Below are 14,499 nucleotides of genomic sequence, written 5' to 3'. Positions count from 1 at the left end.
ACCGCTGAGGACGTGGTCCGCCGCCCGCCGCTCCCTGAGCAGCCTGCGGGTCCGGCTGCTGCTCTCCTTCGTCCTGGTCGCCGCCGTGAGCGCGCTCGGCACCGGCGCCCTGACCTTCCGGGAGGCGCGGACCGGGGTGCTCCAGCAGAGCCAGGACACCGTGGTCAACCAGTTCAGGCAGAGCGTGAACGCGCTGATACCCACGGTGCCGCCCACTCCGGGCCGGACCGATCTCGACCACCTCGTGTCGCAGCTCGCCCGCGACCACCGCCAGGAGGGCTGGCGCGTCCTGGCCACGTACGGGCGTCTGACCGCGGACTCCGCCCCGGCCCCCGGGCCCGGTCAACTGACCCCGAAGCTGCGGAAGTCCGTCTCTACTCGCGCCGTCGCCGTCTTCCAGCGCGTCCGTTCGAAAGGGCAATCCGTCCTCGTCGTCGGGCTGCCGGTCACCTACAGCGCGGACGCCTCGGCCACCCGCACCCTGTCCGGCCTCTCGCTCTACCTCGTGGTGCCGCAGAAGACCGAGCAGACCTACGTGAACGCGCTGGTCACCGCCGTCGAACGGGCCACCCTTCCCGCCCTCGGGCTCGCCGTCCTGCTTGCGCTGCTGCTCGCGCGCGGAGTGCTCCGCCCCGTACGGGCGCTGCGCGGCGCGACCCGCCGCATGGCCGGCGGCCACCTCGACACCCGGCTCGACGTCCAGGGCTCGGACGAACTCGCCGATCTGTCGCGGGCCTTCAACGACACCGCCGCCGCCCTCGAGGCATCCGTCGCCGAGCTGCGCCGCATGGAGGACCGGGCCCGCCGCTTCGCCGCCGACGTCTCGCACGAGCTGCGCACCCCGCTGGCGGCGATGAGCGCCGTCACCGACGTCCTCGCCGACGAGGCGCCCGGCCTGACCGGCGACACCGGGGACGCCGTGCGGCTGATCACCGAGGAGACGGTGCGCCTCACCCGGCTCGTCGACGACCTGATGGAGATCTCCCGCTTCGACGCCGGGGCGGCCCGGCTGCACGCGGACGACATCGACGTGGCCGAGTCCCTGCGGCGCACCCTCTCGGCACGCGGCTGGCTCACGCAGGTGGAGACGGACCTGGCGGACGGAGTGCGCGCCCGGGTCGACCCGCGCCGTCTCGACGTCGTCGTCGCCAACCTGGTCGGCAACGCGCTGCGGCACGGCCGCCGCCCGGTGACGCTGACGCTGCGGCTGACGGAGAACGCGACGGGCCAGGGTCGGGGGCCATGGGTGGTCATCGAGGTCGCCGACCGCGGGCCCGGCATCACGGCGGAGGCGCTGCCGCACGTCTTCGACCGGTTCTACAAGGCCGGTCCCGCCCGGAGCCGCAGTGAGAGCAGCGGCCTGGGGCTTGCGATCACGGCGGAGAACGTCCATCTGCACGGCGGCCGGGTCCGCGCCGCCAACCGGCCGGACGGCGGCGCCCTCCTCACCGTCCTCCTGCCCGTGAGCCCGGACACCGGAGGGGGTGTGCGATGAGGAACGGTACGCGGCGGAGGGCGCAGGCCCTGGGGACGGCCGCGCTCGCGCTCGGCCTCGCCGGGTGCGGGGTGCCGCCGTCGGAGGTGGTCGAGGTGGGCGAACCGGCGACCGGGATGTCCCCGGCGGCCATGGTCTATTTCCTGGCCGCGGACGACCCGTCCGACCACCTGACAGACCCTGTGAGCGGGGTACCGTCGAGTGCACCCCGAGCGGCGGACGGCCCGGGAAGTCTGAGGGGAGTACCCCGCCCGGCGGCGGCCACCGGTACCGACCCGGTCTCCTACGCGGTGCGGCAGCTCCTCGCCGGACCGACCGCCGCGGAGGCCAGGACGCTGACCACGGCGCTGCCCCGGCTCAAGGACCCGTCCCGGCTCGGCGTGGAGACCGGCGCCTCCGGGACCGTCGTCGTCCGCCTCCCCCCGGGCAGCGACCGGCCGTCCGCCACCGGACTGCGCCAGTTGGCCTGCACCGTCGCACGGGCCCATGTCCCGGACGCGGCGGAACGGACTGGGTCCCTCCCGGTTCCCACACCGCCGTCGCCCACCGGTGCGGTCGGCGGGCCGGTCACCGCCACTGTTCCGGAGGAGGCCGGCCCCGTCGAGGTCCGCGTCACCGGCCGGCGGACGGCCGGGGAGCCCGGCGGCGGGTGGCAGGTCACCCTGGCCGCCGAGCGCTGCCCGGCATGAACCGACCACCCGCAGGAACCGTCCGGGGTGCGACAACGAGCCAGCCCCGGGCCGCGGGAGGTCTCAGAGGAGCTGACGGTGGCGCGTCGCCCCGCAGGCGTGCGGACCACACCCGGGTCGAGAGGGAACCGCGCCGCAGCGGTCGAGCAGTGCGAGGAGTGCCCGCCTCTTCGCCTTGACTTATGAGGGCGGGGCCGGGCGGTGCGCCTGTTCCGCCCAGGACGGATGGCCGCTGCTCCTGCTCGGCGTCTTCGCCGGCTGCCTCCTCGCCGCCGCCCACGGCCTGCTACTCATCGCCTGCCACAAGGCGACCCTGCACACGGCCATGGCCCATCCCTGCTGATCGGCGCGCTGCTCGGCGTCGCGGCGGGTGGACTGCTCGCCCGACGGCTCGCGCGTCGGCCGGAACCGGTTGTCAGTGACGGCCCGTAGGGTGCGCTGGCATCCAACGAGGAGGTTTCCATGGGCTTTTCCGGTCATCTGGTCTTTGCGCGCAGCGCCCGCCCTTTGCGCGAGGCGCCCCTGTTCGCCGATGTCGATGCCGGGCTGGGGGACGAGGCGCGGGAGTGGCCGCCGCGCCCGGGCGGCTGGCAGACCCTACAGCTGGAGCACGGCATCTGGGCGGACGAGTATCTGCCCGCCCTGGTCGAATGGTCCGGGGCACCGGCCTGTGTCGCTGATGTCTCGGACAGCAGCCTGGCCTTGGTGACCGGCCTGGACACCGGCGGGCAGCGCTGGCAGGCCTGGCTGCACCTGGTCAACGCCGCAGCTCTCCTCGTCGAGGAACCCGAGGATGTGGACGACAGCAGCCTGTGGGCGTGCTCGCCGGCCTTCGAACGAGCCCTCAGACGCCAGCGCGCGGAACTCGACGCGGAGGTACCGGCCGACGCCGAGGGCGCTCGCACCTGGGCGCTGGCAGCCGGTGTCCGGCCGGCGCCGCAGTCGCGGATCGAGGAGCTGTTGCGCTCGGAAGAGATCTTCGTGGAGGAGCTGTTCGATGTGCTGGTGGACGCACTGGGCTTCCCCGCAAGCGACCGTTGCGTAGGACGGTCATGACAAGCGGTGCCGAGGAGGTGTCCCGATGAGTGTTCTGGCCAGTGTGACCCTCGACGGCAGCACGGCGGGAAGCACCGGGCGGGGCATGGTCTCCTGGTTCGAAGCGGCGCTTATGTGGCCGCTGGCCGGCTGGCTGGAGCGCGAACGCGACGGCACCGCCGAGTCACTGGCCGTCACCCGGATGCGCGAAGACACCGATCGCGTGGACTTCTTGCTGGCCCCGGGAGACTGGGAGACCATGCGCGGAGTTGACGGGAGGGCCCGAGACCGCGGATGTCCTTGTCCTGCACGCCGACGCGGACCCCCGGCTGTACACCTGCACAGTGACAGCATCCTGGCCAGACGGCCCAACGTCGAAGCCCTGGACGCGGTCAACCCCGCCTTCGGCCGGGTCAGCGCGGGCGAGCCACTCAAGCAGAAAACCAATCTCGACGCGGTGCTGTGCCGTAGGGTTACGCCCGGGCGCGCGGCAGCCGAGACGCTCCCCTCCCTGTTGGCTCCGCCTTCCTGGGCAGGATCCGCCCCTCTTGCCAACCACAGGAAACCACGCCTTCTTCAGGGGCCGGGTCGACGCACTGACCGTGCGGACCGCCCAGGCCGCCGAAGAACTGCCCTGCTCTGATCCGACCGGCGCAACCCGGCCCGGTGTCGGACCGGACCTGGTGGCGAAGCCGGTCACCATCCCAGGCATCGGCGTGCGCACGACCCGAACGCTGCCGGCCGAAACAGACTCTGCGCTGTCTTTCGGCAGCGCACGGACGCCATTGAGGATGAGCACCCGGTTGAGAGCGCTGGGCACCCTGTACGCCTTCTGAGCCCGCTCGTTCCCCAACGGTAGGCAGTGCTCCTCGACGCGGCGCCGCGCCGTGGGCAGGCCAGGCACAATCTTCTGGGCCCCGACGACCCAGACCGCACGAGGAGCGGCACCGGCGTAGCCGGGCAACTGACTCCCGCTGGCCGAGGCGACCACCAGGGAGCCGGTCTCGGTGACGGTAAGGCTGGTGGGCGGCGATCAAGCTGTCAGTGTCTGTCCTTAAGGTCAGCACCATGACGAAGGACCTGGTCGAGGCTTCGTGGAACCGTGTCGACGAGTGGCTGCGCGAGCATGCCCCTCGCACCTTCGCGACGCTCAAGCCGCCCGCGGGACATGAGGAGATAGGGGCAGCGCAGGAGGAGCTGGGTCTCACTTTCCCTCCCGACCTGGTCGCGTCGCTGCTCCGGCACGACGGGGCGGTGGATGGTGCGGAGGCATTCCGGTTCAGCACGCACGACCGGCTGCTCGGAGTGAGTGAGGTCCTCGGGGATACCAGGTTCATGCGTGCCGTCGCCGACGACCTCGACGAGGAGGCGGCCGAGGACTACTGGCAGCACGGCTACGTGAAGTTCGGTTCCTACGGGGCGACATCTGACGGTCTCATGATCGACTGTCGCACTGGGCGGGACTCCTTCGGTGCGGTCGGACGGTTCTTCGACGAGACCGGCACCAGTTTCGGGAACGCCGACTCTCTGGGTGGGTATCTGGCAGAGCTGGCCGGTCAGCTCGGGCGCGGCCGGGAGGCTGGTGTCGTAACGTTCAACGGCCGGCTGCTCTGGGAATGGGCCATGCCCGCACGCCCGGAGTGGGGCAGTGCGGACGATCTCCTTCCCGCACCGAACGAGCAGCTGCCGGAGCTGGACCTCTCCTGCAGTCCCACCGACCTCCTCCACGCAAGCCACCTGGACGGATTTGAGGAGCTCGGTGCACTGCTCGCGGTCCTGCCGCGCGAGCGGGTGGCCGAAGCCGCGCAGAAGCAGTTGCGCAGACTGGCCGTCGAAACGGGCCTGGACAAGTACCCGGAGGTCAGGTCAGCCCTGGACGCGCTGGAGCGGGGTGAAGCCCCACCGCGGCCAAGCCAGACCGACCCGCTGGTCCTGCGGCTACGCGCGGTGCTCGTGCAGGCGAGCGCCCACCGAGACGTCACCCGCGGGTGGGCCGCGGAGAAGATGGCACACGGGATCTGGGGCTCGCCCTACAGGTCCGTGTACGAGAGCGCGGGGATCCGCAGTCGCCTCACCGTCGACTGGCGCACAGACCTGCACGCGGACCTGGGTAACCCGCCACTGCCACCGATACCCGATGATCACTTCTGGGGGACCCTGCGCAACCCCGCCATCGACTCCAGCTGGTACGCAGCCCAGTACATCCAAGATCAGAAATGACCCCGAGGGAACCTGTTCCGCGTGAGCGCTTCAGCTGACGGCCTCCGTCAGCTGATGCGCTGCTCACCGTGTTGGCGGGTTGCTTCCTGTCCTTCGTACGATCGGGAGACCCGGGGGCCTGGGAGTGGCTTTGTCGCGCTTCGCCCAGAGCTCGGGCATTCGAGCCTCCCTCGTCGTCCGGTTGTCTGGCCCCTGCGGACGACCACGCCGGCGTGTCCGGGGACGTATGCCGGCAAGGCCGCGCATCACTGCGCGGTGATCGACACGGACGGGACGAAGGTGCTCTCGCGCCGGGCGCCCAGCAACGAGCCCGAGCTTCTGGAGCTGGTAGGCGATGTCCTTGCGCTGACCCTCCCGCGATCGCCGCGGAGATGTAAAGACGGACGCGAAGGACGCCTACGTCATCGCCGACCAGGCACGGATGCGCCGGGACCTGCAACCGCTGCGGGAAGGGGACGAGATCGCGGTGGATCTGAAGATCCTCACCGCCCGACGCTATGACCTCGCCGCCGACCGCACTCGCGTCCTCGACCGGATGCGGGCACAGTTGCTGGAGCACTTCCCGGCCCTGGAGCGGACCTTCGATTACGCCGCGTCCAAAGCCGCCCTCGTGCTGCTGACCGGCTACCAGGCCCCGGGCGGCCTACGCCGGGTTGGCCCGAGCCGGCTCGCCACCTGGCTGAAGAACCGCCAAGTCCGTGGCGTCCGGACGATGGCCGATGCGGCCGTCGCTGCGGCCCAGACCCAGCACACGGCCGTGGCCGGGGAGGGCCGGCCACGGCCGCGGCTGTGGTCTGCGCCCTGGCCAGAGCGGTGTTGGCTCTCGACGATGCGATCGTGCAGCGCTCTTGGAGGTTCTGGAGACGCCCGGCCCGCCGTTGCAGGCGGTGCCCGCAGGGGAGCTTGCAGATCCGTGCCTCGTGCTCAACCGCCGCTGACCGCGCTACAAGTCCTCCCCCCTACTGGGTCGTTCAGGAGGATGCATCCCGCCACCGTCCTTGGGGTCCGCTTCACAGGTGCGTCGGTCGTAGGACTGGTCATTGGGAATCAACAACACTGCGGCCACCTGCTCGGGGTGCTCGACGGCGAGCCAGTCCTCGCCTGTGCGGGGATCGTCGGCCGGCCCGAACGCCTGGGAGGCGGAAATCCTCTGGCACCCCAACGTCACACGCTCCTTGTCGACCGCGCAGGCGTCCACTGCCGGGTCGGAATACTCATCGGCGCCGTCGAAGCGGAAGTGAAAGTGGACCCGGTCCCCTTCGGAGGGCACCTGTGGGTGAGGCGCAGGGCTCCAGTCAACGACCGCGGCGGTGACGCCGAGAGGCTGCCCGTCGGTGTTCACGACCTGCACCCTGGCCTCCGCCTTACCGCGCTCGGCCATTGTGTCGGTGCAGCCGAGGGAAGAGCAGCCGGACAGGGCGAGCATCACCAGAGCGAGCGGGGCAACGGCGGATACCCGTGCGAGAAGCACTGAAATGACCTCCGGTCGGGGGGTGCGGGGCAGTGTATCCCGGGGCCTTGCAACGGCTGGGTGGCTTCGTCAGTCTGACCGGCCCAGCGCGTCGGCTTGATGTGGCCCCATTTCCTGATCTCTGGATGGGTTGGGTAAGAGAGTTTGGCCTCACCAAGCGGAGGGGCGGAGAGCTAATGGCGCTCAAACCAGCGGGCGTTGAGCGGATCTCAGCCCCCATAGTCTCGTCTGAGTCGTCATGGCAGCCAACCGACGAACGCCCCCAGCACTGGATGACCGCGAGCTGCGGTTGTGGAAGGTCGGCCGGGCCCTGGTCCCGCCTTCGTCGCCGCGGTCCTGTGCGCGGGCGACGTCCTCTACGGACCGGTGGAACTGCTCGGCTTCAAGGAGATCGACCGTCCCGCGAGGCTCGACGCCGCGGGTGGGCGCGTCTTTTCCCAAGACATCAGCAACCGCCTGATGCGAGCCTTCCGGCGGTCCGGACCGAAATGGTGTTCGGGCGACGGGCCTACAGCTCGGGAGAGACGCCATGACCTGAACCGAAGGAGCGTACTGCGAGGGGCACTGGTTACCGCCGCGGCGGCGGTGCCCGCGGGGGAGTAGTCCGCAGCCGCGCACGCCGCCACCGCACCACGCCAAGTACCCAGTGCGGCCGCAGGGTTCAACGTGGCCCTGGTCGACGCGAACAACAAGATCATCACCAATCACCACACCGACAGCATCACGGACAACACCTTCGGCAAACCCTGGGCCAGCTTCCGCACCGGAGAGGGCGCGGCGGCCTGGGACCCACTGGAGAGATCAAGCTCCGCAGGCTGAAAAGCGGGGAGACCGCGTTCCTCGTCTGTGGCGGAGACAGCAGCAACGGCCACCTCACCATCCACCGCAACAGCGACTCCACCGGACTCGGCTCGGCCAGCGGGCTGAAGAACTTCCCGCACTCCCTGGAGTACCTGCCGACCGCCGACGCGATCATCGTGGTGGGCACCGCGGGGCCTGGACGGCGTGGACCCGGGCGGCCCCAGGACAGGCGGCTCCTTCGAGCTGTTCACCGCCCCCAACGAGCGGGCCTTCCGGGAAGCGCACGGCGTCGTGTGGGGCGGCAAGTACGTATGGCTCTACGGCGGCGACAAGATCCGCGGCTACTTCGTCAGAGGAAGCGGGATGAGCACCCGCCTCGAGGCGGCGCCCGGCGCGGAACTCAAGAACGCCACCATCTTCGAAAACGGCCACGACCTGCAACCCGACCCCGTGGCACCCTTTCGCAGAACGTCCGGGCCCACGGTCTGCGACGTTCTCGCTATCGCGGCCTTGCCCGCACCCACGTCCAGCACGTCCTCACCGCGATGGCCTGCAACGTCGCCCGCGTCGCCGGCTGGATCGACACCGCGCCCAGCACACTACGCCGGGCCACGCACTTCCACGCACTGTGCTCAGCCACCGCATGAAGTCACCAGCGGTCGACACGCCGACCAGTTCCGCCACTTGCCCCGCGCTGCAGCCCGCCGATGTGCCAGCACTGTTCGCGGGGGAGTCCAGTACCCTCCCGGCCACAACACTTCATGACGCGCACGGCAGGCATCCGCCCCAGCGGTGCCCGACCCATCGCCCGACCGACCTCCGCCGTTCGACACACTGATCCTGACCTGGACGGGCATGGCAAGGGATGGGCTGGCTGGCGGCCTTTTCGTCTGTGTGAGACCTCATCCCGACGGTCCGAAACACCAACCCCTAAAGGCGGCCTTCTTCTGCGAGAAACATGGCGGCCCAGCGGTCCGTCGCCGCGGAGTACCGCGGCGACGGACCGGATCGCGACGAGCAATCAGGCCGCGACGAGCGCTCCTACGCTGCCCGGCGTCGCTGCGGCGTCGGCCAGGCATTGGGTCAGGAAGGCACGGGCACGCGACACACGCGACCGCACCGTTCCGACCGGGCAACCGGTCAGGGACGCGACCTCGGCATAGGACAGGCCGAGCAGTTGCGTCAGCAGGAACGCCTCCCGGCGGTCCGCCGGCAGCGTCCCGACCAGCTGCATCACGGCGATGCCCTCATCGAAACCGGGCAGCCCTGTCGGCTGGCTGTACTCGGCGGCGCCCTGCCAGTCGGCGACATCGGCGATGCGCGGTCGCACCGCGGTCCGCCGCAAACTGTCGGCCACCACGCGCCGGGCGATCGACAACAGCCAGATGCGGGCCGAGGACCGGCCTTCGAACCGGTGCAGACTCGCCAACGCGCGCAGGAAGGTGTCCTGTGTCAGGTCGTCGGCCGCTTGCGCGTCCCTCGCCAGATAGGTCACAAATCGGCGCACGTCGAGCTGGAGCGCTCGTACGAAGCGTTCACGTGCGTCACTGTCGCCCCGCGCGGCTGCAAGCGCGATGGCGGTCACTGTCTCGTCGGACATCACAGGCAAAGCAGGGGTCATGGCCCAGGTTCCTCTCTCGGATCCCGCACGGCGCATACCGGTGCGCCGACAGCGGACACGCCGACGGGGCACTCGCACGCGTACGAGAAGGCGGGAAAATGGCCGTGGCGCGACGGCGCGCACGGCGGCACGCCCTGGCGGCGGTCAGCCGCAGGGCGTGTGGTACCGGCTGTCATGCGACAGCGGGCGCTCCCGGAGGACCTCGAGACGTGAGGGCATGGGCGAGGAACTGGGGGCGCAGGCGCGCGACCGGGGCGCTACTGCGACGGATCGGTGAGGGGACGTCACAGGCGGGGCAGACGGCAAGGATCAGGCAGAGCGGGACGAATGCCCGGTCGGCCACCGAGCGCAGCACCCGAAACGCGGCCCGCTCACCCTGCGCCAGCCATACGCCGCACAGCAGGGCGGCCAGCAAGTGCGCGGCCGGCATCCCCCACGACGTACCCCCCTCCGTCATCCCGCCCAGGTGATGGACGCCGGACATGCCTGGTATGCCCGCCATGCCATGGGGCATCGCGGCGCCGTCGCCGGCGGCCGCCTGCAGGTGCGTGCTGTGCAACAGCCCAGCCCGGACTGCCAAGTCGTACGCGCGCGCGGCCTCCTGCGGCGACGGATTCCCGCACAGCATCTGTGCCCAGTCCGGCCCGCGCGCCGACGTGGCGCCGGGCATCGACACCGGACGGGCAAGTGACTGCGCCAGGGCGAAAGCTTGATGCAGACCTGCCTGCACGGTCACGGTCAGGACGATCACCGTGCGCCGCCGGCGCTCCGCGGCCGCGAAGGCCCACCCGGCCAGGCCCGTGCCGACACCGGCCAGTACGAGGGCCGGCCACGGCACGGGCACCCCCGTCATCAGCACGTGACCGGCAGACGCGAGCGTCACGCACACGGCCGCGAACATCGCGGCGCGAGATGCGCGAGCTACCCGCCTGACTGGCATGGCCACATCTTGCCCTGCCCTCGCGGGCCGCAGAACATCGGGGCGGTGAGAGATGCTGTCGGCGATGACCCGGGCCGGCCGTTCTGGAGCCGTTCCCGCATGGTGCGCGCCCTTCACATCAAGTGACCCATGAATGAAGGCAGGATGTGCCCTACGGAGCCTTTCCGTGGTTCCGTGCGGCGGCGAAGCAGGCCGGACGGGCGCGGACAGCCGCAGCAGCGTGGTCGGCGAGTGCAGGCGTTGATCTCTTCTGTTTGCCATGGCAGCCGCACCGAATGATGTCCGTCTGCGACGCTGCCACTCGCCTTACGAGGTGATGCGGTCCCAAAGAGCGCATCGGTGCTGCTCGGAGTAGTGGTGCAAGGGCAGGCTCCGTGTGCGCCCGGGCTCCAGGGCGCGGTATGTCCGGGTGCGGTCGAGCGGCTGCCAGCCGTGGTCGAGCGCGCCGGTGTGGTGAGGGGCGCGTATGAAGTCGCCCCAGGCGGCGCGCATGGACTGGGCCAAACGATGCTGTTCCGGGGTCATCTGCTCGGAGAAGCGGGTGCCGTGCGCGTCGGCGAGACGGGGGAAGAGGTAGGGCAGTTCGTAGGCGTGGGCCGCGGCGTAGTCGTAGTCCGCGGGTTGCTCGGACATGCGTGGGGGGTGTGGGTCCTGCAACTGGTAATAGTAAATGGGTTGTTGAAGGCCGATGGAGCGCGCGGTGCGCAGGGAGGTGCAGCCGCCCAGGCCGCGGGTGCCGCTGTCGGTGATGACGGCGGCGATCGCGTAGGCGACGGGGTAGGGCTGCGGGAAGTCGGCCGGCGCATAGGCGGCGGCAATGGCCTGGGCCGTGGCGGGGGTGCCGAAGACGGGCGCTCCGGTGGACAGTGGGGGCCATGACGGAGCGGTGGTGAGCCACCTCTGCCAGTCGGCCTCGGTGTCGTGGAGGTGGTCGGTGGCGAAGGCGCGTCCTTCTTCGCGATTGCTGCCCATGAGGACGGGCACGGCGTTCCAGCGGCCGGTGGCGATGGCGGTGGCCGGAAGCAGCGGCAGCGTGCCACTGATGTTGGGGGCGATGTAGTTCGTGTTGGCCAGCAACCGACTGACGGGGGCGGCGCGCAGGCAGGCCGCCGTCTGCCGTGCGCTGGTGTGGTCGCAGTGCAGGGCCGTGGTGATGGCGGTCGCTCGGGCCTGGGCTTCTTCGTAGGTGTCGACGTCGTGGATGCAGTCGTCGCTCTCGATGATGGCGGTGCTGAACAGGTCGCGGGACTGGGGCGAGGCCAACTGGGCGCAGACGGATCCGGCTCCTGCGCTTTCCCCGGCCAGCGACACCCGGTGCGGATCGCCGCCCCAGCCGGCGATGTTGGTGTGCACCCAGCGCAGGGCGGCTTGCTGGTCGAGAAGGCCGTAGTTCCCGGCCGTGCCGTGACGGGCCAGCGCGGGGGAGGCGAGGAAGCCCAGGGCCCCCAGACGGTAATTGACGGTGACCACGATGGCCCGGTTCTCCGTGACGAACTCGAGGGGGTCGAAGTCGTTGCCCGAGCCGCTCGTGAACCCGCCGCCATGCAGCCACGTCATGACCGGCAGGCGCTCGCCCGGCCGAGATGAGTGGGGTCGGTAGACGTTGAGGAACAGACAGTCCTCCGAGCCGACGCGCCACTGCTGGGGACAGGAGTCGCCTTTGTGGTCAGCGTCGCGTACTCCCCGCCAGGGGGTGTTCGGCGCGGGCGCCTGCCAACGCAGGCGGCCCAGGGGCGCGGCGGCATAGCGCACACCGAGCAATTGGTCGGTGCCCTGATCGGTGACGCCGCGCAGCACACCGTCCGGAGTGGTCAGCAGCAGCGACGCGCGCGTGGGGTGGGTCAGAGCGGCGGCCGGCGGCACGGTGGTGAGCAGCATGCTCACGGTGCACCACAGCAGGAGCAGCAGACCACGGAGTGCGGGACGTCTGCGGCGTGGGGGCATGGGGTCTCCTAGGGCGCCGGCGTGCGGTGAGCGGGGCGCCGCGGGGTCTGGCTCGCGGATCACCGTGAGCACATGGCCGGTCGGGGCCTTGCGGGCGCCGGGCTCCCGTACGGGACGGCCCGGCGGTGCGGGCCTGAGGTGTGCGATGGGTCGGGGCAGGCGTGTCGCCCGCGCAGATGACGGCACATCACATTGAGCGTGCGCTACGGAGGCCGAAGAGGGGCCTGCGCGCGTCGAAGCCGCTGCGATGGTGCTGCGGCGCCACCGCAGTGGAAGCGGGACGGTAGGTGGGGGCAGGCTTGTCCGGCAGCGGCAGCGGCAGCGGCAGCGGCGGCGATGGTGACAGCGGCAGCGATGGTGGCAGCGGCGGCGGCATGTCCGGGCAGGTCATGTGGCGAGGTGGGAGCGCACCCCTTGTCGGGGGCTCGCAGGGCGGCGTCAGCCCGGGTAGTCGGTGACGCGCGCGCTCATGGACGACGGGGTCACGGGCCCGCCTGTGTTGTTCACGACATGGTTGATGGTTCCCTTGCCACCGAGGGTGAGTATGACCATGTGGTGAAGCTTGACCTGTGGGGTGTTGGGAACTTCGAAAGCGCGCTCCGCGACGACCGTGGGGTTGGCATTGAAGAAGCAGTAACTGCCAAGGCCCCAGGCTTCGTGGGTGGTCACCGCGTCGCTGACTTTGTAGGCGGCGTAGCCTTTGGTGGAGCCGTTCATCCAGGCCGCCTGGTTCGGCGGGTCGTACGGCATCTCGTTCTGGAAGAAGTATGTACGGCCCCGCTCGCCGTTCCACAGCACTTCGTACTCCTGGTAGTGCTCGACGAACAGGCCGTACATCGTCACGTCGTCACCGTTGACGATCAGGCCCTTGGCCGCGGGGTTGGTGGTCCACCCAGTGAGGCTCCCACCGTTCATGTCGTGATCCGCGCGCCAGATCCACAGGTGATCGCCGATCACGTGGTTGCTGTTGATGATGAGGCTGCGCTGTGCCTTGCCCGCGTTCGCGCCGCCGACGCGGAGGAAGACGTCGTGCAGCGAGGTGGGGTTGGCCGAGTGGTCCGCCGTGGCACCGGCGGTGCCGATGCGGGCCAGGGCGTAGGAAGCGGTGGTGCCCGCGGAGATGATGATTCCGGCGATCTTGATGCCGTCCACGTCGTCGGTGTCCAGGGCGATGATTCCGTTGTCCGGGATCAGCGTGGCCAGCCCCAGTCCGAGTATCACGGTGTTCGCCTTGGTGACCTTCAGGGTCTCGCTGAGGTGGTAGACGCCCGGCGTGAAGAGCAGGTGCCGACCCGCGGCGAGCGCCGTGTTGAGTTCTTTCGCGGTGACGCCCGGCTTGGCGATGAGGAAGTCGCCGATCGGGATGGACGTGCCTGCCGGATTGCCCGCGGACCAGGAGGTGCCCTGGGTGTTGGTGCGCAGGGCAGGAACGAACACGGCGTAGTTGCCGGCCGTGTCGACGTACATGAAGGGCTTCTCGCGGATCACCGGTGTGCGGGTGACGCGGGTGTATGCGGAGCTGGGCCAGTTACCGGTCGGTGGGTTGTCGCTGCCCAGGAACATCATGTTCCAGTTGCCGTTGCCCGACCAGCCGTTCAGTGATGAGTTGCGGGTGAACCACTGCTGCTGGCCGCCGGGATCCACTGCCCCGTCGAACTTGCAGTCGGCGAGGTATCCGCCACTTGACCAGCCGCCGTCGTCGAGGAGGAGGCGGCCGCGCAGATGGATCCTGCGATAGGGGGCGGCCTGCGAGACGGCCCACCGGTCGACGCCGCCGGTGGGGGTGACGGACAGGTTCTCGGCACTGCGCCAGAAGTTGTGTGTCGCGTTGCCGTTGAACCAGTCCGCCTCGGCGTGGACGGCACCCCGGATGGTGACGTCGTCGGGAGAGAGCCCGAGGCCGGCTATCTGGGTGTAGAAGCCGATGTTGGCGTCCACGGCGTAGGTGCCCGGCTTGAAGAGCAGTGCGAAGCGCGAGCTGCCGAACTGGTTGGTCTGCTGCTGCGAGAAGACGGCGTTGAGCCGCGACTGGATCGTCGCGGTGGACATCGACGGGTCGAACACCGAGACGTTCGGGCCGAAGTCCGGGGCCGCTGCGGCCTTCTCCTCCGAGGCCGCGGCCACGCTGCCGACCGCCACTCCACCACCGGCGAGTGCGGCCGAGGCACCCAGCATCGCGGTGAGAACCGTCCGACGCTGCACACTGCCCTTCGCCGTGCGGGGTAACGGGCCGGTGCGCTCAAAGTCATTCATCGGGTCTCCATTTCGAGTGTGCTGCCGTGA

The 14,499-nt window shown here is 70.1% G+C and carries 13 protein-coding genes and 2 pseudogenes; 9 read left to right on the top strand and 6 right to left on the bottom strand.

Features of this window, described 5'->3' with window-relative positions; all coding sequences use genetic code 11:
* The first annotated feature begins 55 nt into the window (after window positions 1-55).
* The 5 genes from ABZ877_RS08910 (at window position 56) to ABZ877_RS08890 (ending at window position 4,055) form a co-directional block, all read left to right on the top strand.
* On the top strand, window positions 56-1,495 hold the full coding sequence (locus ABZ877_RS08910; protein WP_361066925.1) for a HAMP domain-containing sensor histidine kinase: 1,440 nt from the start codon (window positions 56-58) through the stop codon (window positions 1,493-1,495).
* The gene (locus ABZ877_RS08905; protein WP_361066675.1) at window positions 1,492-2,184 is read left to right on the top strand and encodes a hypothetical protein; all 693 of its coding nucleotides are present in this window, start codon (window positions 1,492-1,494) and stop codon (window positions 2,182-2,184) included. Before ABZ877_RS08910 ends, ABZ877_RS08905 begins: the two co-directional genes overlap by 4 nt.
* A 175-nt stretch (window positions 2,185-2,359) precedes the next feature.
* Complete coding sequence (locus ABZ877_RS08900) at window positions 2,360-2,527, top strand: hypothetical protein (RefSeq protein WP_361066674.1); 168 nt, start codon at window positions 2,360-2,362, stop codon at window positions 2,525-2,527.
* Between the two features lie 119 nt (window positions 2,528-2,646).
* The gene (locus ABZ877_RS08895; RefSeq protein ID WP_361066671.1) at window positions 2,647-3,240 is read left to right on the top strand and encodes a hypothetical protein; all 594 of its coding nucleotides are present in this window, start codon (window positions 2,647-2,649) and stop codon (window positions 3,238-3,240) included.
* Window positions 3,241-3,821: 581 nt separating this feature from the next.
* Entirely contained in the window at window positions 3,822-4,055 is a 234-nt protein-coding gene (locus tag ABZ877_RS08890) for a hypothetical protein (protein WP_361066933.1), read from the top strand.
* Window positions 4,056-4,108: 53 nt separating this feature from the next.
* Here the strand turns inward: ABZ877_RS08890 and ABZ877_RS08885 are convergent.
* Window positions 4,109-4,210 (bottom strand): annotated as a pseudogene (locus tag ABZ877_RS08885) (hypothetical protein); the annotation flags it as partial.
* A 77-nt stretch (window positions 4,211-4,287) separates the two neighbouring features.
* On the opposite strand from ABZ877_RS08885, the gene ABZ877_RS08880 reads away from it, so the two are divergent.
* Together ABZ877_RS08880 and ABZ877_RS08875 are read left to right on the top strand one after the other, a co-directional pair.
* On the top strand, window positions 4,288-5,439 hold the full coding sequence (locus ABZ877_RS08880; RefSeq protein WP_361066669.1) for an SMI1/KNR4 family protein: 1,152 nt from the start codon (window positions 4,288-4,290) through the stop codon (window positions 5,437-5,439).
* Between the two features lie 421 nt (window positions 5,440-5,860).
* A pseudogene (locus ABZ877_RS08875) lies at window positions 5,861-5,944 on the top strand (hypothetical protein); the annotation flags it as partial.
* Between the two features lie 438 nt (window positions 5,945-6,382).
* Here ABZ877_RS08875 and ABZ877_RS08870 read toward each other — a convergent pair.
* Window positions 6,383-6,865, bottom strand: a complete 483-nt coding sequence (locus tag ABZ877_RS08870) for a hypothetical protein (protein ID WP_361066922.1) — start codon at window positions 6,863-6,865, stop codon at window positions 6,383-6,385.
* A 711-nt stretch (window positions 6,866-7,576) separates the two neighbouring features.
* Here ABZ877_RS08870 and ABZ877_RS08865 point away from each other — a divergent pair.
* Both ABZ877_RS08865 and ABZ877_RS08860 read left to right on the top strand, forming a co-directional pair.
* Window positions 7,577-7,729, top strand: a complete 153-nt coding sequence (locus tag ABZ877_RS08865) for a hypothetical protein (protein ID WP_361066666.1) — start codon at window positions 7,577-7,579, stop codon at window positions 7,727-7,729.
* 293 nt (window positions 7,730-8,022) lie between these two features.
* Complete coding sequence (locus ABZ877_RS08860; protein WP_361066663.1) at window positions 8,023-8,358, top strand: transposase; 336 nt, start codon at window positions 8,023-8,025, stop codon at window positions 8,356-8,358.
* A 374-nt stretch (window positions 8,359-8,732) separates the two neighbouring features.
* Here ABZ877_RS08860 and ABZ877_RS08855 read toward each other — a convergent pair whose 3' ends face one another.
* The 4 genes from ABZ877_RS08855 to ABZ877_RS08840 form a co-directional block, all read right to left on the bottom strand.
* Window positions 8,733-9,332, bottom strand: a complete 600-nt coding sequence (locus tag ABZ877_RS08855; RefSeq protein WP_361066660.1) for a sigma-70 family RNA polymerase sigma factor — start codon at window positions 9,330-9,332, stop codon at window positions 8,733-8,735.
* Between the two features lie 172 nt (window positions 9,333-9,504).
* Window positions 9,505-10,233, bottom strand: a complete 729-nt coding sequence (locus tag ABZ877_RS08850; RefSeq protein ID WP_361066657.1) for a hypothetical protein — start codon at window positions 10,231-10,233, stop codon at window positions 9,505-9,507.
* Window positions 10,234-10,578: 345 nt separating this feature from the next.
* Window positions 10,579-12,216: a carboxylesterase family protein gene (locus ABZ877_RS08845; protein WP_361066654.1), complete on the bottom strand. Its 1,638-nt coding sequence runs from the start codon at window positions 12,214-12,216 to the stop codon at window positions 10,579-10,581.
* Between the two features lie 438 nt (window positions 12,217-12,654).
* The gene (locus ABZ877_RS08840; RefSeq protein ID WP_361066651.1) at window positions 12,655-14,469 is read right to left on the bottom strand and encodes a coagulation factor 5/8 type domain-containing protein; all 1,815 of its coding nucleotides are present in this window, start codon (window positions 14,467-14,469) and stop codon (window positions 12,655-12,657) included.
* Window positions 14,470-14,499: the final 30 nt, after the last annotated feature.

Origin of the sequence: Streptomyces sp. NPDC046939 (assembly GCF_040644575.1) — a bacterium.
In the GTDB taxonomy this organism is placed as follows: Bacteria; Actinomycetota; Actinomycetes; order Streptomycetales; family Streptomycetaceae; genus Streptomyces.
The sequence above is the reverse complement of the archived record's forward strand: the minus strand, read 5'-3'. Positions and strand labels throughout refer to the sequence as shown.